At 74.1% G+C, this 19,816-nt stretch carries 17 protein-coding genes; 7 read left to right on the plus strand and 10 right to left on the minus strand.

Translation table 11 applies throughout. The annotated features are described in order from the left end of the window. Window positions 1–362: 362 nt before the first annotated feature. From ACF07N_RS26905 to ACF07N_RS26915, 3 genes are all read right to left on the minus strand, one after another. On the minus strand, window positions 363–1,040 hold the full coding sequence (locus ACF07N_RS26905; protein ID WP_392118070.1) for an acyl-CoA dehydrogenase family protein: 678 nt from the start codon (window positions 1,038–1,040) through the stop codon (window positions 363–365). A gap of 192 nt (window positions 1,041–1,232) precedes the next feature. Further along, window positions 1,233–1,745, minus strand: a complete 513-nt coding sequence (locus tag ACF07N_RS26910) for an EF-hand domain-containing protein (protein WP_383329584.1) — start codon at window positions 1,743–1,745, stop codon at window positions 1,233–1,235. Between the two features lie 179 nt (window positions 1,746–1,924). Then, window positions 1,925–2,305 (minus strand): STAS domain-containing protein, encoded by a 381-nt coding sequence (locus ACF07N_RS26915; RefSeq protein ID WP_383329581.1) that lies wholly within the window; start codon window positions 2,303–2,305, stop codon window positions 1,925–1,927. 362 nt (window positions 2,306–2,667) lie between these two features. On the opposite strand from ACF07N_RS26915, the gene ACF07N_RS26920 reads away from it, so the two are divergent. Further along, complete coding sequence (locus tag ACF07N_RS26920) at window positions 2,668–3,249, plus strand: sigma-70 family RNA polymerase sigma factor (protein ID WP_392117604.1); 582 nt, start codon at window positions 2,668–2,670, stop codon at window positions 3,247–3,249. Beyond that, complete coding sequence (locus ACF07N_RS26925) at window positions 3,231–4,538, plus strand: maleylpyruvate isomerase N-terminal domain-containing protein (RefSeq protein WP_392117607.1); 1,308 nt, start codon at window positions 3,231–3,233, stop codon at window positions 4,536–4,538. The genes ACF07N_RS26920 and ACF07N_RS26925 overlap by 19 nt, the downstream gene beginning before the upstream one ends. Window positions 4,539–4,633: 95 nt before the next feature. On the opposite strand, the gene purU is transcribed toward ACF07N_RS26925, so the two are convergent. Continuing rightward, window positions 4,634–5,515: a formyltetrahydrofolate deformylase gene (gene purU, locus ACF07N_RS26930; protein ID WP_383329572.1), complete on the minus strand. Its 882-nt coding sequence runs from the start codon at window positions 5,513–5,515 to the stop codon at window positions 4,634–4,636. Window positions 5,516–5,561: 46 nt separating this feature from the next. Further along, on the minus strand, window positions 5,562–6,062 hold the full coding sequence (locus ACF07N_RS26935) for a hypothetical protein (protein WP_392117611.1): 501 nt from the start codon (window positions 6,060–6,062) through the stop codon (window positions 5,562–5,564). A 117-nt stretch (window positions 6,063–6,179) separates the two neighbouring features. Here ACF07N_RS26935 and ACF07N_RS26940 point away from each other — a divergent pair, with 117 nt between their 5' ends. Further along, a complete protein-coding gene (locus ACF07N_RS26940; protein ID WP_383329566.1) occupies window positions 6,180–7,490 on the plus strand; it encodes an ABC transporter substrate-binding protein in 1,311 nt (436 codons plus the stop codon). A 48-nt stretch (window positions 7,491–7,538) separates the two neighbouring features. On the opposite strand, the gene ACF07N_RS26945 is transcribed toward ACF07N_RS26940, so the two are convergent. Together ACF07N_RS26945 and ACF07N_RS26950 are read right to left on the minus strand one after the other, a co-directional pair. Further along, window positions 7,539–9,332 (minus strand): hypothetical protein, encoded by a 1,794-nt coding sequence (locus ACF07N_RS26945; RefSeq protein ID WP_392117614.1) that lies wholly within the window; start codon window positions 9,330–9,332, stop codon window positions 7,539–7,541. A 201-nt stretch (window positions 9,333–9,533) separates the two neighbouring features. Continuing rightward, a complete protein-coding gene (locus tag ACF07N_RS26950) occupies window positions 9,534–10,919 on the minus strand; it encodes a transcriptional regulator (RefSeq protein WP_392117616.1) in 1,386 nt (461 codons plus the stop codon). A gap of 307 nt (window positions 10,920–11,226) precedes the next feature. Between ACF07N_RS26950 and ACF07N_RS26955 the strand changes: the two genes are divergently transcribed. From ACF07N_RS26955 to ACF07N_RS26965, 3 genes are all read left to right on the plus strand, one after another. Next, window positions 11,227–11,892 (plus strand): bifunctional DNA primase/polymerase, encoded by a 666-nt coding sequence (locus ACF07N_RS26955; protein WP_383330249.1) that lies wholly within the window; start codon window positions 11,227–11,229, stop codon window positions 11,890–11,892. Between the two features lie 107 nt (window positions 11,893–11,999). Continuing rightward, window positions 12,000–12,791: an ABC transporter ATP-binding protein gene (locus tag ACF07N_RS26960; RefSeq protein ID WP_383345018.1), complete on the plus strand. Its 792-nt coding sequence runs from the start codon at window positions 12,000–12,002 to the stop codon at window positions 12,789–12,791. Next, a complete protein-coding gene (locus tag ACF07N_RS26965) occupies window positions 12,788–14,380 on the plus strand; it encodes a transporter (RefSeq protein WP_392117620.1) in 1,593 nt (530 codons plus the stop codon). Before ACF07N_RS26960 ends, ACF07N_RS26965 begins: the two co-directional genes overlap by 4 nt. Before the next feature lie 399 nt (window positions 14,381–14,779). Here ACF07N_RS26965 and ACF07N_RS26970 read toward each other — a convergent pair whose 3' ends face one another. Then, window positions 14,780–15,691 (minus strand): alpha/beta fold hydrolase, encoded by a 912-nt coding sequence (locus ACF07N_RS26970; protein ID WP_392117623.1) that lies wholly within the window; start codon window positions 15,689–15,691, stop codon window positions 14,780–14,782. A 566-nt stretch (window positions 15,692–16,257) separates the two neighbouring features. Next, window positions 16,258–16,950: a metal-dependent transcriptional regulator gene (locus tag ACF07N_RS26975; RefSeq protein ID WP_114253712.1), complete on the minus strand. Its 693-nt coding sequence runs from the start codon at window positions 16,948–16,950 to the stop codon at window positions 16,258–16,260. A gap of 291 nt (window positions 16,951–17,241) precedes the next feature. On the opposite strand from ACF07N_RS26975, the gene ACF07N_RS26980 reads away from it, so the two are divergent. Then, a complete protein-coding gene (locus tag ACF07N_RS26980) occupies window positions 17,242–17,997 on the plus strand; it encodes an SIS domain-containing protein (protein WP_383345009.1) in 756 nt (251 codons plus the stop codon). Between the two features lie 332 nt (window positions 17,998–18,329). Here the strand turns inward: ACF07N_RS26980 and ACF07N_RS26985 are convergent, their stop codons facing one another. After that, window positions 18,330–19,796: a PAS domain-containing protein gene (locus tag ACF07N_RS26985; RefSeq protein ID WP_392117627.1), complete on the minus strand. Its 1,467-nt coding sequence runs from the start codon at window positions 19,794–19,796 to the stop codon at window positions 18,330–18,332. Window positions 19,797–19,816 lie beyond the last annotated feature (20 nt).

A 19,816-nucleotide genomic window follows, 5' to 3' on the forward strand; every position in this document is an offset into this window, starting at 1 on the left:
TTGAAGCACCTGCACCGCTCACACCATCCGAACCGGCGGACACTTAGGCTCGCGCCTCACGAGGGCCACGATCGTAGCCATTTTCTGCATGGCCAGAACAATGGCCGGGTCAGGGTTCACAGAACGTGAATCCCTTATGGGACAGCATGGTTGACGTACAGTCACCCCAACAAGCGCTTCGGGCATATTCCAGCGCGAAGGATTACCCGTGCGGCATACTGTGCGACGCTCACCCGGGGCAGTCGAACAGGCGACGCCACCGGGTCGCACTGCGCTCACAGCCACTCGCATCTCACACAAGGTACCCGAGCGTTCCGTCGACTCCGGGCCGTGACGAGTCACGCCGAGGACACAAGCCGGCATCAACGCTCCGTGATCATGGAGTGCCACGATCCGCGACATCCACCCGGCCGGCCGGAGCGATACCGCAGCCCGGCGGGCATGCAGGCGGTTCCGGTCGGCGGATCCGCCGCCACCCTCTCATCACTCTCCGTCACTTCGCCGCCACGGCGGGTTCGAACCCCTGCGCGGGCCGGACGCGGACGGACCCCGGACTCCCAGGTGAAGCCCCTTCCGCCGGGCGCCTGCGGACAGTCGCGGGCACCGCGCACGGCGGCTCCTTCGGCGAGCAGGCGCGCGGCGGCGAGGCCGGCCGGGTCGCCCGTGACCGCGGTCGCGCGCCCCGCCGCACGGGCCGTCCCCGCCCGCAGCGGCATCCCGGCGCACCGGTGTGCCACGGCCGGGAAGGTCCCGACGGAGCGCCCGAACTGCTCGCGCGCCCGGGCGTGTTGCGCGGCCGGCTCGCCGACGCCGCCGGCCGTGCCGACTTGCCCGGCGGCGAGAGGGACGGTGGGCGGAGCGGTGGGAAGGACGGCGGGAAGGGCGGCGGCGCGTCGGCACGGCTCGGTGATGTCCCCTCCCGCTGCGGCTTCCGCAGGCCGGGAGGAGTGCCGGACTGGGGCTGTGGGAGGCCGTGTTGGTGTCCGAGGAGGCCGGGCGGGCGCTGCCGAGGAGCCGGAGAGATTCCGGTGGCGGAACAGCCGCCCGGCGCCGGGGCCTTGACGCCCGGCGCCGTGATCGCGCTACCGGGCGCCGGGGACCATCGGTGCACCGGCTGCCGGAGCGGCTGGGGGCGGGGAAGGCCCTTCCGCGGGGCGAGACCCCGCGGAAGGCGCTGCCGTACATGCCGCGCGAGGGCTTTTCGGGCAGCTGCGGCCCGGGGCGCGCGGCGGCTACTCGGGCACGGTGAAGTAGCGGGCGAAGGCGGGTACGACGTCCGCCTCGCCGACCTTGCCGTCGCCGTCCGCGTCCAGCGTGGCGGCGGCGGGTGCGGCCATCTCCCCCGGGGCGCCCAGGCACTTCAGGACGCGCGCTGCCTCCTCGACCGTCACGGCGGCGTCCCCGTCGGTGTCGGCGACGTCCAGGGCCGCGTGCAGGAAGGGGCGGGCGATCTCGGCGAAGCGGTCGGGGTTGTCGCGCAGGCGCTTGACCGCGCCGTTGACGAACTCCTCGCGGGTGATGCGCTGGTCGCCGTCGCGGTCCGCTATCCCGGCCATGCCCTGCCAGAAGGCCTCGGCGCCGCCGTACAGCGCCTGTCCCTTGTCGGAGCGGGCCGCGACGCCGAACTCCGCGAGCAGCGTCTTGGCCGCTCCGTAGAAGTCCTCGCGGTCGATGTAGCCGTTGCCGTCCTGGTCGAAGGTGGCGAACCGGGCGGCGATCCTGCGCTCGTACTCGCTGCTGACCATGTCTTCTTCAGGCCGCCTTACGTCAGGTGGGGTGCGTCTCGGTCGGAGCGTACGACGGAGGGAGGGGTTCGGGCGCGGGAAAGCGTCACTTGTGCCAAGACCGGGGGAATTCCGGGACGACGGCGTACCGGAACGGCGACACCCGGCTCACCGTGCGGGACGGGCACGGCACGCGGACGTCACGCCGACAGGGGTTCGCCCTCGTCGCCCAGGGCCGCGTCCAGGTCGCCGTACACGTCGAACAGGCGGCGCACGCCCAGCGCGCCGAGCACCCGGTTGACGTGGGAGCCGTCGGCGGCGCCCCGGGCGGGCAGCACCAGGCGCAGCCGGCCCTGGCAGGAGCGGATCAGCCGGCGCGCGGCGATGAGCACGCCGACGCCGCTGGAATCGCAGAAGAACACCTCGGACAGGTCCAGGACGAGACAGTGGTGCCCCTCGGCCACCACGTCGTGCACCCGCTGACGCAGCATCGGCGACGTCACCAGGTCCAGTTCGCCCGACACCTGGAGCAGGGCCCACTCGCCCTGCTCCCCGCCGGTCACTTTGAAGGTCACCACCACGCCCCTCGCTCGCCAAAACGGAAGCAGTCCCTACGCTTCCTTGCAGCGCGGCTGCCCAGCGGCCGTTCCCTGAAACACGGCACGAAAAACGGTCGCCTCGCAAAAGAGGCTTGTTTTAGTCGACTTCGATCCGCTTCGATCCTAATGAGTCATGTCTGATCGGAGGACGGGTGGGTAGGCGCGCCCCAAAGGCACCCGGTGCGGGCGCCGGCGGTCCCCCTACCACCTGCGGCCCGTCAGGGGGCGCACATTGCCACAAAGGGGCGTGCGCCACCGGACGTGCCGACTACATTCGAGGAGACGTGAGGCACAGGCTGGACAGGGCACGGGCGCGGAACACGAGCAGGGGGTGAGGGGGCCGCATGGCGAAGAGGGACGTACCGCCTCGCTGGGACCGCAAGATGCAGCAGCGACTCGCCCGCGGGGAAGCCGCAGCGCTCGGTGAGCTCTACGACCGGTTCGCCTCCCTCGTGCACGGCCTCGCCCACCGCGTCCTCGGCGACGAGAGCGCGGCCGACGGCATCACCCGCGAGGTCTTCGTCCACGTCTGGGAGCACCCCGACGCCTACGACCCCAAGGACGGCCCGCTGCGGACCTGGGTCGCCACCCTGACCCACCGGCTCGCGGTGCAGCGGCTGCGCGCCACCGAGACCGCCGCCCTCGCCCGCGGCGGCTCCGGCAGCGCGGAGGAACTGGAGCGCCGGGTGCGCAGCGCCGCCGTCGCCGCCCGCGCCGACTACATCGTCCAGTCCATGCCCGTCCCGCTGCGCTCCGCCCTGGAGCGCGCCTACTTCCAGCGCCGCGACTACCGCCAGGCCGCCGCCGACCTCGGCATCACCGAGGACGAGGCCCGCCGCCGGCTGCGCCTCGGCCTGCAACTGCTGTCCACCGCCCACGACACCGAGGCCCCGGGCGCCCCGCCCGGATGCGGGGGTGCGGTGTGAACGGGCCGGATCCTTCCGGGGCGTACGACGACCACGAGGGTGCGGGCGGTCCCGGCGGACCCGGACCCGGCGACCAGCCGGCCCCCGCCCCCGGGCGGCCGCCGCGGATACCCCTGCCCCGGACCTCCGTCGAGGACGGCGGGCTGCCCCTGCCCGCGCCACCACCACCGGAACGGCCCGTGTACGACCATCCCGTGCTGAAGTCCCTGCTCGGCGCCTGGGCGCTGGCCGCCTGCTCCGCCGAGGAGGCCGCGGCCGTCGAGGAGCACCTCGGCGCGTGCGGCGGATGCGCCGACGAGGCCCGGCGGCTGCGCGAGGCGGTCGGGCTGCTGCAGCGCCCGGAGAGCCTGGACCTGGACCCCGGCCTGCGCACGCGCGTCCTGGAGACCTGCCTGGAGCGGCGCCCGCCGCGCATCCCGGTACCGGAGTGGGCCGCCGCCTACGACGCCGAGACCGCGCGACTGGACGCCCTGCTGCAGGACTTCGGCGACGCCGAGTGGCACGCGCCGGTACGGCTGCGCTGGTTCCGCGCCGACGAGGCGACGACACGCCGGACGACCGTCGCCGGGGTGATCGCGCATCTGCTCAGCGTCGACGGGCTGGTGGCGGTCGCGCTCGGCCTGGACGACCCGCTCGGCGACGTCCCGGCCGCGCACCCGACCCCGGCGGCGCGCACCGAGGCGTACTGGCGCGCCTCCCACTTCCCGCCCACGCGCGCCGTGCGCGCCCCCTGGCGGGAGCAGAGCCACCACCTGGTCCGCACGGTGTCCTTCACGGGCGGCGGCGCGGGCAGGATGCCGATCCCGTACGGCGACTTCGACCTGCCGCTGCACGACGCGATGCTCGACCGGGCCTTCGAGTGCTGGGTGCACGCCGAGGACATCGCGGACGCGGTCGACTACCCCTACGACCCGCCCTCGCCCCGCCATCTGCACCGCATGATCGACCTGGCGGCGCGCATGCTTCCGGCGGTCCTGGCCCACCGCCGGCAGGCCGGGCTCGCGGCCCCCGCACCGCACCGCCACCTGGTCGCGGCGGGCGAGCCGGGCCGCAGCCTGCGCCTGGAGATCGAGGGCTCCGGCGGCGGCGAGTGGCTGATCCCCCTGGACTCCCCCGCCGCCAAGGGCTCCGCCGAACACGAGGTGGCCCACATCGCCCTGGACGGCGTCGAGTTCTGCCGCCTGGCGGCGGGCCACGTCCCCCCGCAGGAGGCGGCGGCCGGCCAGGTCGGCGACCGAGAGGCGATCAGGGACGTCCTGTTCGCGGCGGCGTCACTGAGCAGGATGTAGAACGCGGCCGCTGGGACGCGCCCTCAGGGGCGCGGGGACCTGCGCGAGCGGTCCCACCCACCCGCACCCGCCACGCGAAGGGAGCCCCCGGGCTCCTAGGCGAACACCACCGTCCGCCGCCCGTTCAGCAGAATCCGGCGCTCGGCGTGCCACTTCACGGCCCGCGCCAGCGCCTGGCACTCCACGTCCCGTCCGATCGCCACCAGCTGGTCCGGCGTGACGTCGTGCCCGACCCGCTCGACCTCCTGCTCGATGATCGGGCCCTCGTCGAGATCGGCCGTCACATAGTGGGCGGTCGCCCCGATCAGCTTCACACCCCGGGCGTGCGCCTGGTGGTACGGCTTCGCCCCCTTGAAGCTCGGCAGGAACGAGTGGTGGATGTTGATGATCCGCCCGCTCAGCTGCTTGCACAGGTCGTCCGAGAGGACCTGCATGTAGCGGGCCAGCACGACCAGCTCCACGCGCTCCTCGCGCACCAGCTCCAGCAGCCGCGCCTCGGCCTCAGGCTTGGTGTCCTTCGTCACCGGGATGTGGTGGAAGGGCACGTTGTAGGAGCCCACCAGCTCGGCGAAGTCGGTGTGGTTGGACACCACACCCGCGATCTCCACCGGCAGCGCCCCGATCCGCGCCCGGAACAGCAGGTCGTTCAGGCAGTGCCCGAACTTGCTGACCATCAGCAGGATGCGCATCTTCTCGTCGCCGCGGTTGATCTGCCAGTCCATCTGGAAGGAGTCACCGATGGCGGCGAAGCTGGCCCGCAGCTTCTCCACCGTCACCGGCGCGTCCGCGGAGAAGTGGACCCGCATGAAGAACAGTCCCGTGTCGTGGTCGCCGAACTGCTGGCTGTCCTCGATGTTGCAGCCGGTCATGAACAGATAGCTCGACACGGCGTGCACGATGCCTTTCCTGTCCGGGCAGGAAAGGGTGAGGACGTACTGGTCGGCCGGGACCGCGGCACTGGTGGACTGCTCGTTCATGCAGGACAGGGTCCCACAAGGGGCGACGCCACCGGCAATCGTCCCGCTAGGCGGACCTCGTCATGATCCGCAGAACCTCCAGGCTCCGCGGCGGCGCGTCCGGCTCCTCGCCGTCACTCGTGGCGAGCTGCACGTGCGCCTCCCGGGCGGCCCGGACCGCGTCCGGCCACGCCTCGTGCTCCAGGTAGGCGGCGACCGGCGCGTCCGGCCCCACCTGGTGCATGATCCGCAGCACCCGCAGCACCGCCGTGTCGACGAGGGCCGCCTCCTGCGCGTCGCGGAAGATCGTGCCGACGTACTTCTCGGCGGACCAGTGGTCCAGCCAGGTGTCCTCGACCAGCCGGTACACCGCGTCGGTCACGTCGCCGTAGCCGTCCACGCCGGCCAGCCAGACGTCCCGCTGGAAGACGGGATCGGAGAGCATGTGCAGCGCCGAGCGCACGTTGCTGCGCCAGCGCCACCACGGCATGTCGTTGACAGGCATGCCGCCCATGGTGGATGAGCGACGGCCACGTCGGGAAGAGTTCTCCGAAGCTTGCACGGTCATCGATCGTACGTTCCCCTCCACATCGGTCACACGGACCCCCGTAATTCACCTGTGCGTCACCGATCGTTGACCGCAGATCACTCACGGGTTAGTCATGTGACGGAATCGTGCGGAACCATGACCGGCAGGCGACGCACCCGCAGCACATCCCTCCCCGGCCTCCTCACCCGTCACGCCAGAAAAGGCGTCCTCTCCGCGGGCACGGCGGTCGCGTGCGCGTCCCTCCTCGCCGGCTGCGGGGTCGTGCCCGGTACCACGGGGGGTGCCGGGGACGAACCCATCACCGTGATGACGTGGGCGCCCGAGAAGACGAAGGCCACCAACAAGCCCGGCATGCCGGCCTTCGCCCGCGCCTACGCCCGCTGGGTGAACGCCAACGGCGGGATCAACGGCCGCGAGCTGAAGGTCCTGACCTGCAACGACCACAACGACAGCGTGGCCGCCGCCAAGTGCGCCCGGCAGGCCGCCAGGGAGAACGTGGTCGCGGTCGTCGGATCCTACAGCCAGTACGCCGACTCCTTCTTCCCGTCCCTGGAGGGCGCCGGCATCCCCTACATCGGCGGCTACGGCATCACCAACGCCGAGTTCACCAGCCCGCTGTCCTACCCCGTCAACGGCGGCCAGCCCGCCCTGCTCGCCGGCCTCGGCAGCGCGCTCGCCGACTGCGGGCCGGTCGCGCTGATCCGGCCCGACACCATCGCGGGCGACCAGCTGCCACCCCTGCTCGACTCGGGCCTGAAGTCGGGCGGGCACGGCCCCTCGCGGGACCAGCGCGCGCCGGAGGACGCCACCGAGTACGACGGCCAGGCCGCCCGGGCGCTGCTCGCGACGACCTCCGACCCGGCGGACGAGGGCTGTGTGGTGCCCGCGCTCGGGGACCGCACCGGCACCTTCATGGACTCCTTCCGCCGGGCACGCGAGGACCATCCCGACGTCCGCACGGCGACCGTCCTCGGCAGCGTCGACCAGACCGTGATCGACGCGACCGGCGGGGCGTCGGGGCCGTACGAGGGGTCGTACATCACCGGCTGGTACCCCGTGGCGAGCGATCCGCGCTGGGACGCGATGAAGCGGGTGATCAAGGAGGAGGCCTTCGGCGACAACCGGATCGACCCCGCCGACGCCGGGGTGCAGACCACTTGGATCGCCTACACCGTCTTCCGTCAGGTCGTCGAGTCGCTCGGCGACGGCGAGGTGAGCGCCGACACCGTGACCGAGTCGCTCGACGACGGCTTCAAGGCCGACACGGGCGGCCTCACACCGACCCTCCGGTGGCAGTTCCAGGACGAACTGGCCTCCGTCGGCTTCCCGCGGCTGGTGAACGCCAACGTGACGCTCCAGGTGGTGCGCGACGGGCGGCTGGTCTCGGCGCGCAAGGGCTTCGTCGACACGACCCGGACCCTGCAGGACGCCGACGTCACCTACTAGGCCGGGCGGACGGGGCGGGAGCCCGGCGGTCCACGCCGGGCTCACCGCTCACAGCTGCGTCGGCTGGCGCTGGGTCAGGCCGTACGTCTTCGCGATGCTGTTCCACAGCGTGGCCGCCTTGGCCTTCTCGGCGCTCGCCACACCGCTGGCCCGGTTGCCTGCCTGCGTCTGGCCGGTGACCCGGGCCTGGCCCTTCCGGCAGCCCTTCTTGCCGGCGGTCTGGTCGGCCCAGGCCGCGTAGTGGTTGTCGGCGGAGGCGGAGGCCTGCCACGCCTTGGTGAGGGCGGTGGTGAGCGCGGCGTGGTCGGGCAGGCGGTCGACCTCGATGCCACCGAGCCGGGTGACCAGCTGGGTGCGCTGCCTGGCCGCGTCGCGGAGGTCCTTGGCGGCCTGGGCGAGGTTGTCGCAGCCCTTGACGTCGGACACCGCCCTGATCACGGCGCTGCGGCTGTCACCGCTGTCGGCGAGCAGCTTGTCCAGCTCGACGGCCTGGGCGCGGACCGGGTCGGCGGACGGCGAGGCGGAGTCGTCCGTGGCGGGCGCGGAGGCGGCCACGGTCTTGTTGTCGTCGCCGCCGTCGTCCCCGCCGCCACCGCCGGCGAGCAGCGCGCCCGCCCCGACGCCCAGGACGGCGATGCCGATGCCGACGGCGGCGATCACGGGGACGCGCGAGCCGGTCCGGCCGCCGCCGCGGGAGCGGCCCCCTGCGGGAGCGGCGTGGGAGGGCTGGGGAGCGCCGTGGGAGGGCTGAAGGCGCTGGTGCTCGACGCGGGGCAGCTGCTGGGTGGACCCGGCCGGGCTCCCGGAGGCCTCGTCGGTGCGGAAGAGGTGGCCGAACTCGGCGGGCGGCTGCTGGTCGGCGCCGGGCACCGGCGCGATGTACTGCGTCGCCTCGGCGTCCGGGTTCGAGGCGGGCGGCAGCGGCCCGGCCCCGGCGCGCGGCCCGGTCCCCAGGAACCGCGTCGCCTCGGGGTCCGCGCCGGTGGCCGACTCGGGCGGCAGCGCCCCCGGTCCGACCGGGGGTATGTACTGCGTGGCCCCCTCGTCGGCGGCCGGCGGGACGGGCGGCAGGTACTGCGTGGCCGCGGCGGACCCGTCCGCGGGGACGGGCGGCAGGTACTGGGTCGCCCCCTCGTCGGACGCGGCGGGCAGGGGGCCGCCTCCGGGTTGGTGCCCGTGCCCGGGTCCGTGCCCGTGCGCCGGCGATGCGTAGGCGCCGGAGGCCGGCGGCATGCCCCCGTAGGCGTCGGCGGCGGGCGGCAGCGGGGCTGCGCCGTACGTGCCGGGGGCCGATGGCAGGCCGCTCCCGTCCGCGGACCCGTAGGACCCGGCGCCCTGCGGCCGGCCGGTGCCTTCCGGAGGCAGCGGGGCTCCCCCGCCGGGAGCGCCGTAGCCGTCTGCGGACGGCCGGGACGTGTCGTAGGGGGCGTGGTGGCCCTGCTGGGTGTAGGCGTGCGGCGGCCGGGCGCCCTCCTGCGGGAGCGCTCCCGGGTCCTGCGGGGCGGGCGCGGTCCGCCCGCCGTCCCAGGCCTGCTGCTGTTCCGGCGCCTGCCACTCCTGCTGCTGTTCCGGCGCCTGCCACTCCTGCTGTGCGGGCGGGGACTGCCAGGCCTGGCCCGGCTGCGGGGGCGTCTGCTGCCCGGGACCCCAGGGCTGGCCCCAGGTCTGGCCCTCCGCGGGGGCCTGCCCCGTGGGGGCCGGGGCGGGGCGACGGCCCGCGGGGGCGTCGGCGGGTCCGCCCGTCATGCCCGGCAGCAGGGGTTCGCCACCGTCCGAGGGCAGCACGATGCCTTCGCGCGCGGGGCGCGCCGAGGGCTCCTCGCCCTGTCCACTCTGCGTCACCGGGACTCCTACTAATGGGGGACCTTGTGAATCGTCGGGTCACGCTACCGGGTCCCCTGAGCCCCGTGCCACGCAGCACAGGGCGCGACCTCCCGCCCTGTGAGCGCGGTAACAGAACCGGGTCACGGCACGCCCTCCACGTCACCTCCCGACCGTCAAACGGCCGTTTCCCGGTTGTTCACGCCTCTGCGGAGCGTGTGTTCACGCCGCCGCCTGGAGGTCGAGCCGCGCGCCGAACTCCCTCACCACCGCCTCGTCCCGGTACGGCTCCAGCCGCTGCTGGAAGTCCTCCAGGTACTCGGCGCCCCGGTTGGACCGCAGGCCCTCCAGCAGTTCGACGGCCCTCATGCCCGTACTGCAGGCCTGCTCGACCTCGCGCTGCTGCACCTGCGCTGTGGCGAGCAACACATAGCCGATGGCCCGGCGGCGGGCCCGGGTCTCCGGATGCCCGGCCAGCGACTCCTGCGCGCAGCGCGCCGCCGCCTCGGCCTGCCCGAGGTCCCGGTGGCAGTGGGCCAACTCGTCGGCCAGGTAAGCCTCGTCGAAGTGCGCGATCCACACCGGGTCGTCCCCGGTGGCCGGGTCGGCCGCCTCCAGGGCGCTCACCGCGCGCCCGGCCGCGACCTGCGCGGCGCGCGCGTCGCCCAGCAGGGCGTGCCCGCGCGCTTCCGCGGCGTGGAACATCGACTCCGCACGCGGCGTGACGCGCCCCCGCGCCCCCTCCTGCGCCGCGCGCGCCAACTGCGCGATCTCCCGCGGGTTCCCGAGCTGCGCGGCGAGGTGGCTCATGGACGCCGCGAGGACGTAACCGCCGTAGCCGCGGTCCCCGGCCGCCTGCGCCAGGCGCAGGGCCTGGATGTAGTAGCGCTGGGCCAGGCCCGGCTGGCCCGTGTCGACGGCCATGTACCCGGCCAGCTCCGTCAGCCGCGCCACCGCGGCGAACAGGTCCCGCCCCACCGCCTCCCGGTACGACCCCGCCAGCAGCCCCGAGACGACGCTGTTGAGGTAGTGCACGACGACCGGGCGCACGTGCCCGCTGCCGTACTGGTGGTCGAGATCCACCAGGGCCTGCGTCATGGCCCGGACGGCCTCCACGTCGGACTGCCCCACCCGCGGCCCGGCGGAGCGCGAGACCTGCGAGTCCGGCGCGGAGATCAGCCAGTCACGGCTGGGCTCGACCAGCGCGGACGCGGCGACGGAGGAGCCGGACAGGAAGTCCCGCCGCCCCACGTCGCTGCGCCACAGCTCGCAGACCTGCTCGATGGCCCCCACCACCGTCGGCGAGAACTGGAGACCGACGCCCGAGGCGAGGTTCTTGCCGTTGGCCATGCCGATCTCGTCGATCGTGACCGTACGGCCGAGTTTGCGGCCGAGCGCCTCGGCGATGATCGCCGGTGCCCGGCCCCGCGGTTGCTGCCCGCGCAGCCAGCGCGCCACGGACGTCTTGTCGTAGCGCAGGTCGAGTCCGTGCTCGGCTCCGCACATGTTGACCCGGCGGGCGAGACCGGCGTTGGAGCATCCGGCCTCCTGGATGAGCGCCTGGAGCCGTTCGTTCGGCTGCCGGGCGACGAGCGGCCTTGCGGCCATGGCGTACCCCCTGTGGCTGCGGTGCCTGCCCACGCACCGAGTTGACGTGTCTTCCGCGGCCGGGGCCTCCCGCGTCCCGGCGAGAGGTTCCGGCCGTGAAGATCAATGCCCCGCCGACCAGGCGAAAATGCGAGGCATGTGAGGATTGCCGGGGTAACGGCTGGTGCCGGCCCCAGACGTGGCTACCCACCTCCGGCCACGGATCCTCCTGCGCGCCCCCGCACATGCACCCATGCGCCCCGGCCCCGGGCGCGGTGCTCCTCCCCGCGCACGTCGAGGGGCGTAACCCCTGGTGACGACCAGAGTTGTGTTCATCGTGGAAGAGACGACGATCGCCGGCACCGAAGCCGCTCAGATCCCGAAGCAGCGCGGGGAATCGCTGCTGGAGACCGCTGTCCGCTACGCCGAGGAGCGCCACTGGGACGTGTTCCCCGGCACCTGGCTGGAAGCGGCCGACGGAAGTCAGCGCTGCTCGTGCGGTGACGCGGCGTGTCCGGCACCCGGCTCGCACCCGGCGCGTCCGGACTGGGCGACGCAGGCGACGGGGAGCGCGACGGTCGCGCGGCGCATGTGGCAGAAGCAGCCGACGGCGTCGATCCTGCTGCCGACGGGGCGGACCTTCGACGCCATCTCCGTGCCGGAGACCGCGGGGTTCCTGGCACTGGCGCGGATGGAGCGGATGGAGCTGACGCTGGGTCCGGTGACCCTCACGCCGGACCGGCGGATGGAGTTCTTCGTGCTGCCGGGGGCCGCCGTGAAGGTGCCCGATCTGGTGCGCAAGCTGGGGTGGTCGGTGTCGTCGCTGGATCTGACGGTGCTGGGCGAGGGCGCGTACGTGGCCGCGCCGCCCACCCGGTTCGGGTCGCGGGGGGCCGTGCAGTGGGCCTGCCGGCCGACGCCTGCCAATCGGTGGCTGCCGGACGCGGAGGAGTTGATCTCGCCGTTGGCGTATGCGTGCGGCAGGGATCGTTAGGCGCCCATTCGTCTGCCCCTTGCGTTGTGTGGCGACTGCGGGCCGTCCGTGGTTGTTCGCGCAGTTTCCCGCGCCCCTGAGGCATCACCGAAACCGTAGGGTGCAAGGTGACGGAGGGAGGCGCGGTGGGATCCAGCGCTGTGCGTGTGCAGGGGCTCTGGAAGCGGTTCGGGCAGCAGGTCGCTGTCGCCGGGATCGATCTGGAGCTGCCCGCGGGCAAGTTCATCGGGCTCGTCGGGCCGAACGGGGCCGGGAAGACCACCACGCTGTCGATGGTCACCGGACTGCTCCGGCCCGACCAGGGCACCGTCGAGATCGCCGGGCACGACGTGTGGCGCGATCCCGTCGAGGTGAAGGCCCGCATCGGGGTGCTGCCCGAGGGACTGCGGCTGTTCGAGAGGCTGTCGGGGCGCGAACTGCTGGCCTATTCCGGCCGGTTGCGCGGGCTGCCCGGCGCCGAGGTCGACAAGCGGGCCACCCAGCTCCTCGACGTCCTCGACCTGGCCGGCGCGCAGCACAAACTCGTCGTCGACTACTCGACCGGCATGCGCAAGAAGATCGGCCTGGCCGCCGCTCTCCTCCACAATCCCGAAGTCCTCTTCCTGGACGAGCCGTTCGAGGGCGTCGACCCGGTCTCCGCCCAGACCATCCGGGGCGTCCTGGAGCGCTACACCGCCTCGGGCGCCACCGTGGTCTTCTCCTCCCACGTCATGGAACTCGTCGAGTCGCTGTGCGACTGGGTCGCGGTGATGGCCGCCGGGCGGATCCGGGCCACCGGCACCCTCGCCGAGGTGCGCGGCGACGCGCCGTCGCTGCAGCGGGCCTTCCTCGAACTCGTGGGCGCTCAGGGCCGGGACGCCGGGTCCGACCTCGACTGGCTGGGCGGCGGGTCCCGGTGAGCGCCGGCGCGATCACCCCCGTCTTCGTCCGGCTGAAGCTGTCCCTGCTGCGCAACGGGCTGCGGCAGTCCGGTGGACGCAAGGCCGCCTACATCACCTCGGCCGTCTTCGCCCTGCTGTTCGCCGCGCTCCAGCTGATCGGCCTGATCGCGCTGCGCGGGCACGCGCACGCCGAGTCGGTCGTGGTGCTCGCGGTGGCGGTGCTCGGGCTCGGCTGGGCCGTGATGCCGCTGTTCTTCCCCAGCGGTGACGAGACCCTCGATCCGACCCGGCTGGTGATGCTGCCGCTGCGGCCCGGGCCGCTGGTGCGGGCGCTGCTCACGGCCTCGCTGGTGGGCATCGGACCGCTGTTCACGCTGTGCCTGCTGGCCGGCAGCGTGATCGCCGTGGCCCGGGGCGGGGCCGCGTTCGCGGTGGGCGTGGTCGCCGTCGTCCTGGCGCTGCTGGTGTGCGTGGCCCTCGCGCGGGCCGTGGCCGCCGCCAACGTACGGCTGCTGACCAGCCGCAAGGGCCGCGACCTCGCGGTGCTGAGCGGACTCGTCATCGCCGTCGGGGCTCAGGTGGTCAACTTCGGCGCCCAGCGGATCGGGGCGTCGGGGCTCGGTGAGCTGGCCCCGGCGGGGGACGTGCTGCAGTGGGTGCCGCCCGCGTCGGCGATCGGCGCCGTGCACGCGGTGAGCGAGGGGTCCTACGGACGCGCCGCGGCCCAACTGGCGCTCAGCGCGGGCGCGCTGGCGGCGCTGCTCGCGGTCTGGTCGCGGCACCTGACCCGGCTGATGACCTCGCCCGACGGCTCCACCCTGCCGACGGCGGACACGTCCGTCCGCGAGCGGTCGTCGACCGGGCTCTCCGGGCTGCTGCCGGCCGGGCGCACGGGCACGGTCATGGAGCGCAGCCTGCGGTACGTCTGGCGCGACCCGAAGACCAAGGCGGCCTGGGTGACCTCGCTGGCCATCGGGCTGATCGTGCCGGTGTTCAACGCCTGGCAGGGCACCGGGTCCGTGTACTTCGCGTGCTTCGCGGCCGGGATGCTCGGCATCCAGATGTACAACCAGTTCGGGCAGGACTCGTCGGCCTTCTGGATGGTCGCGATGACCATCTCCTCCACCCGCGACGCCCAGGCCGAACTGCGCGCCCGGGCCTACGCGCTGCTGCTGATCACCCTGCCGTACGCCACGCTCGTCACCGTCCTCACGACCGCGATGCTCGGCGACTGGCCGCGGCTGCCCGAGGCGCTGGGGCTGTCGTTCGCGCTGCTCGGCGCGATGCTCGCGACCGGGGCGTGGACGTCCGCGCGCTTCCCCTACTCCATCCCGCAGGAGGGCTACAAGAACGTCGCCCCCGGCCAGACCGGGCTCGCCTGGATCTCGATCTTCGGCGGGATGATCGGGGCGGCCCTGCTGTGCGCGCCCGTCATCGCGCTCACGATCTGGCTGAACGTCAGCGCCGACGGCGAGGACCTCGCCTGGCTGCTGCTGCCCGTGGGCACGCTGTGGGGGGCGACGCTGACGGCGGTGGGTCTGCGGCTGGCCGCCCCGCACACGGCCCGGCGGCTGCCGGAGATCCTCCAGGCGGTCAGCAAGGGGTGACGCCCGGCGGACGCGACGGGGCGCGCGGCGCCCCGGGCGGACGGGGCGTGCGGCGCCCCGGGCGGACGGGGCGTGCGGCGCCCCGGGCGGACGGGGCGTGCGGCGCCCCGGGCGGGTGGGGTGGTATGCGGCGCCCCAGGCGGACGAGGTGTGCGGCGGCTCGGGCGGGCGCGGGGAAAGCGTGCGGTGGCCGGGCGGGTGGCGCGGGGCCGGGCGCGGCGGGGCGCCGGGGGGATCGTGCGGTGGCCGGGCAGGTGAAGCGGGGCCGGGCGGGTGGCACGTCCGCCAGCCCGGGCGGGTGGCACGTCCGCCAGCCCGGGCGGGTGGCACGTCCGCCAGCCCGGGCGGGTGGCACGTCCGCCGGCCGGGGCCGGGTGGTGGGGGTGGCGGGCGTCGGGCTCAGGCGTCGCCGAGCGAGTCCAGGAACGGTTCGATCGCCGCGCGCCACGCCTCCGGCTGGTCGTAGTGGACCAGGTGGCCGGCGTCGGCGACCTCCGCGTACTGGCCGCGCGGCAGGACCCGGACCATCTCCTGGGCCTCGGCGCGGCCCAGCTCACCGTCGAGGCCGCGCACCACCAGGGTGGGGCACCGCACCTGCGCCAGCTCCTCCCAGTGGGCGTCGTAGACCCAGGTCTCGCGGGAGCGGAGCATCTGCTCCGGGTCGAAGACGGGGCGCCAGCCGTCCGGGGACTCGGCCATCACCTCGGCGTAGAACTCGCCGCGGGACGGGTTGGGCCGCTCCACCCAGGGGTCGTCCTCGCCGAACCACTTGCGCACGTCGGCGAGCGTGGCGAACGGCAGCGGCCAGGCCGCGAACCACTGGGCCCACTCGCGCTGCGACGCGGCGCCGAGCGCGGAGGCCCGCATGTCACAGATGATCAGGCCCCGGACCAGGTCCGGGCGCCGGGCGGCGAGCTGCCAGGCGGTCAGCGCGCCCATGGCGTGGCCGATCAGGACGGCCGGGGCCAGCCCGAGCTGCTCCAGAGCGGCCTCGGCGTCGTCGACGTAGGCGTCCCGGGTGAAGGCGCCCTGCGGGGGCTTGTCGCTGCGGCCGTGGCCGCGCTGGTCGAGGGCGACCGCACGGTACCGGCCGGAGAGCCACCGGGCGGTGGGCGCCCAGTGCGAGGCGCGGCCCATGAGGCCGTGCAGTAACAGCACCCCCGGGGAGCCGTCGGTCCCGGCCCGCCCGCCATGCCCGTCCTCCGCGCCCGGCGCGTCCTGCGCCGCCGGATCGGTCTTGGGCGGGTCGCCGAACTCCCAGGCCGCGAGGCGTACGCCGCCCGTCCCGGTCACGTCGATGCGTCGCGCCATGTCCGGCACCCCCCAAGCTTCGCGCGGACCGCGGCCTTCCCGGCCGGACGGTCCTGTGAACCGTGTTCTGCCTGCTGTGCCTGTCGTGCTGGGTCGTGACGGGACCCGTGCCCTGCGTCGCCCGCAGACTATCGAATGCGCTTTCGAAGTTGCGGGTCCGGCGGGCAACACCCCTCGTTCGAGTGACCGCCCTCCGGGATTGATCGCCGCTGCCGAGGGGAGATCTTCAGCGGGGGGCGGACCGCTCGGGGAAACCGGTCCGCGGGAAATGACCCTGAGAGCTCGGGGCTCCGGGTCAGCACAGGGGAGGACAGGCCCCGGCGCCGCCAGGCGCCGGGGCCCTCTCCGTCCGTACGGCGCATCCTCCCCGCCCCCTCTCCGGCCGGGTGACATCGCTGTCAGGCCTCGGCCCAGAGCCCCTCAGGTCATATGCCTCACGCGACAGCGTCGCACGGGAAACGGGCGAGCGCTGCCATTCGACGGACTGGGCCCGGGATCCGGTACGGATCACGCCAACGCCGCGAGCGCCCCCGGGCACCCGCGGTCGGCAATGACAGCCGACAGGGTCAGGGCTTGGCGACGAACACGTGGGAGGCCACGTCCGACTCCAGCTCGGCCGCCTCACCGCCGCTGCCCACCAGCACACCGCCCGCCGACTCCGTCACACTCACCACCGAGCCGGGCTGCACGCCCGCCCGCCGCAGCGTGTACATCAGCTGCGCGTCCGTCTGGATGGGCTCGCCGATCCGGCGCACCACGACCGTCTTGCCCTCCGTGCCCGGGTCGAGACTGGCCAGCGACACCATGCCCTCGTCCAGGAACGGATCGGCGCCGTCCTTCTCGCCCAGCTCCTCCAGCCCCGGGATCGGGTTGCCGTACGGCGACTCCGTCGGGTGCCGCAGCAGCTCGAGGACGCGCCGCTCCACGGCCTCGCTCATCACGTGCTCCCAGCGGCACGCCTCGGCGTGGACCTGCTCCCACTCCAGGCCGATCACGTCGACCAGCAGACACTCGGCGAGGCGGTGCTTGCGCATCACGCGCGTCGCGAGGCGGCGGCCCTCGTCCGTGAGCTCCAGGTGGCGGTCGCTCGCGACGGACACCAGGCCGTCGCGCTCCATCCTCGCCACGGTCTGGCTCACCGTCGGGCCGCTCTGGTCGAGCCGCTCGGCGATACGGGCGCGCATGGGGACCACACCCTCTTCCTCCAGCTCGAGGATGGTGCGGAGATACATCTCCGTGGTGTCGATCAGTCCGGACATACGTGCCCCTCGAATGAGATCTGCCGGAGGCTGGACGGCTCACCGGCGCGTGCGCTGGCCCTGCACCCAATTCTGCCGGATGGCACCGACAACCGTGCCGCGGGAGCGAAAGCGGGGGATCACCCAGCCCCGGAGCAGGGTACGGACCTCCGCTTCGGCGCCTCGGGACGCCCGGGGCCGTCGCGGGGCGCGGTACTCACGGCCGTATTGACACCGCACTGGTCCAGACCGCACGGTGATGCGCGACACAACCCCGCGAGGCCCGTCCCGGCCCGTCCGAAGGGATCCCGTATGAGCGACCGCGCGCCGGCCGGCCAGTTCCTCGATGCCGCGATCGAACTGCTGCGGCGGGTCCGCGACGAGGAGGCCGACAGCATCGCGGCCGCCGGGACGCTCCTGGCCGACACCGTCGGGAACGGCGGCCGGCTCTTCGCCTTCGGCGCCGGGCACTCCTCCCTCGCCGCGCAGGACCTCGTCTACCGGGCCGGCGGACTCGCCCTGATGAACCTCCTCGCCGTGCCGGGGGTCGTCGGCGTCGACGTCATGCCCGCGCCGCTCGGCTCCGCCCTGGAACGCGTCGACGGCCTCGCGAGCGCCGTCCTCGACAGCTCCCCGCTCCGCGCGGGCGACGCCCTGCTGATCGTCTCCCTGTCCGGGCGCAACGCCCTGCCCGTCGAGATGGCCCTGCACGCGCGTGCCCTGGGGGTGAAGGTCATCGGCGTGACGTCGGTGGCGTACGCCTCGGAGACGAAGTCCCGGCACGCCTCGGGCACGTACCTCAAGGACCACTGCGACCTCGTCCTCGACTCGAAGATCGCGGTCGGTGACGCGGAACTGACCCACGACAAGGTGCCCGCGCCGTTCGCCCCGGCCTCCACGGTCGTCACCTCGGCCCTCCTCCAGGCGGTCATGGCCACGACCGCGACGATCCTCGCCGACCGGGGCGTCGAACCACCGCTCCTGCGCTCCGGCAACGTCGACGGCGGCCACGAGTGGAACACCCGGGTGATGGAGCGGTACGGGGACCGGATCTTCTACCGGCACTGAAAAATCCGCCGGAGAGCGGAGCCTGCCCTCTCCGGGACCGGGCCCGGCCTTCCCGGGGCCGGGCCGGGCCGGCCGATCGTTCCGGTGCGGGTTCCGGCCGGTCGGCAGTGGTTCCCCGGCGGTCCGGCAGCGGTTCCGTCCGCGGGCCCGTGCCGTCGGGCGCCAGACAGCGGCGGGCGGCCATGCTGCGGCAGGCGACCCCGGCCCCCGCCCCCCGTCTCCGGGACTCCGGGACTCCGGGACCGCAACTACGGGCCACCGCCCAGGTCTCAGAGGGCCGTTCTCGGCGTTCCGGGGCACCGGGGCGGGCCGTGCGCCTGCCGCCGGGCGGGTCAGGTGTGGTCGGGCGGGGCCGTCAGGTTCACCAGGTCCAGTGCCGCCGCGATGCGCAGGGCCACGTCCTCCGCGTACGCCGCGTCGGACCGCTCGAACGCGCTGCGGCCGGCCCCGCGCAGGAACGTCACGACGCCCAGCGTGCGCCCCCGGCTGCGCAGCACCGCGCACAGGGCGTGCACCGCGTCCGGCGGCCACTGCCGTGCCAGTGCCCACGCACGGGCCCGTTCGGCCGGCGCGGCGCCCGCGCTCGCCCGCAGCGCCCCGACGCGCTCCACGCACTGCAGGGCGGGATGGCCCTCCGGGTAGCGCACGGGCAGCCCTGCCCGGCCCGCCAGCCTGCTCGGCCCCGGGGCGCCGGACGGTGTGGCGGCCACCCGCACCAGCCGGACCGGTCCCTCGGCCTCCGGGTCGGTCAGCGCCCCGCCGGCCACCCGGTCGATCAGCGCGTGGTCGGCGAACCCGGCCAGCGCGAAGTCCAGATGGACCGTCGCCGCCTCGGCCGGGTCCTCGCACTCGGCGGCGGCCCGCGACGCCCGGTGCAGTTGCTGGGTCCGGAACCGCAGCAGCGAGGCCTCCTGCTCGGCCTGCTTGGACTCCGTCACGTCCTGGAACAGCCAGCCCACGCCCAGCGGCACGGGCTCCTCGGCGAGCGGCGAGGCCAGCCGCAGGAAACCGCTGCGCCAGCACCGCCGCCGCTCCCCCTCCGCGGTGCGGACGCTCACCCACACCTCCGCCGGCGCCGGGGGCGCGCCCTCCGCCAGGACGTGCTGCAGCGCGCTCTCCAGCTCCTCCACGCCCTGCGACAGCAGCTCCCCGAGCGGCCGCCCGAGCACCGACGTACGGCCCGCGCCCAGCGCGCGGGCCGCGTGCGCGTTCACCACGGCGGGCCGCAGGTCGACGTCGACCAGGACGACACCCCAGGCCGCGTCCTCGAACAGCGCCTCGCTCAGCGCGATCGACCGCTCCAGGTCGATCTGCGCGTGCACCTCGCTGAACGCGCAGTACACCCCCGCCGGCTTTCCGTCGGGTCCGCGCACCGCCGCCGACTGGGTCCGCACGAGCACCCGCCCGCCGTCCTTCGTCAGCAGCGCGAACTCGTGCACCTGCCGGCCCGGCGCGTGCATGGCCGACAGCAGCCGCTCCTCGACCTCCTCGGCGTCCGCGCTGCGCACCGCCCAGCCGGCCAGGCCCCGCTTGCCGACGGCCTCGTCCGCGCTCCAGCCGAGGATCCGCTCGGCCTCGCGGTTCCAGTGCGTGACGACGCCGTCGGCGTCGAAGGCGCACAGCGCCGCGTCCATCCCGTCCAGCAGCGCGGCGAGCAGATCCGAACCGTCCGCACCGTCCCGCCCGGGCTCGTCGGGCCCCAGCTCGTCGGTGGTCCCACTACGCCGGGAAGCACTCACCTGGACCCCCTGCAGGCTGCGTCCGCACGTACGGCACGCCGGTTCGCTCCTTGCCCTCATTCAACTGGAACGTGACCCGG

Source organism: Streptomyces sp. NPDC015242 (genome assembly GCF_043079125.1).
In the GTDB taxonomy this organism is placed as follows: domain Bacteria; phylum Actinomycetota; class Actinomycetes; order Streptomycetales; family Streptomycetaceae; genus Streptomyces.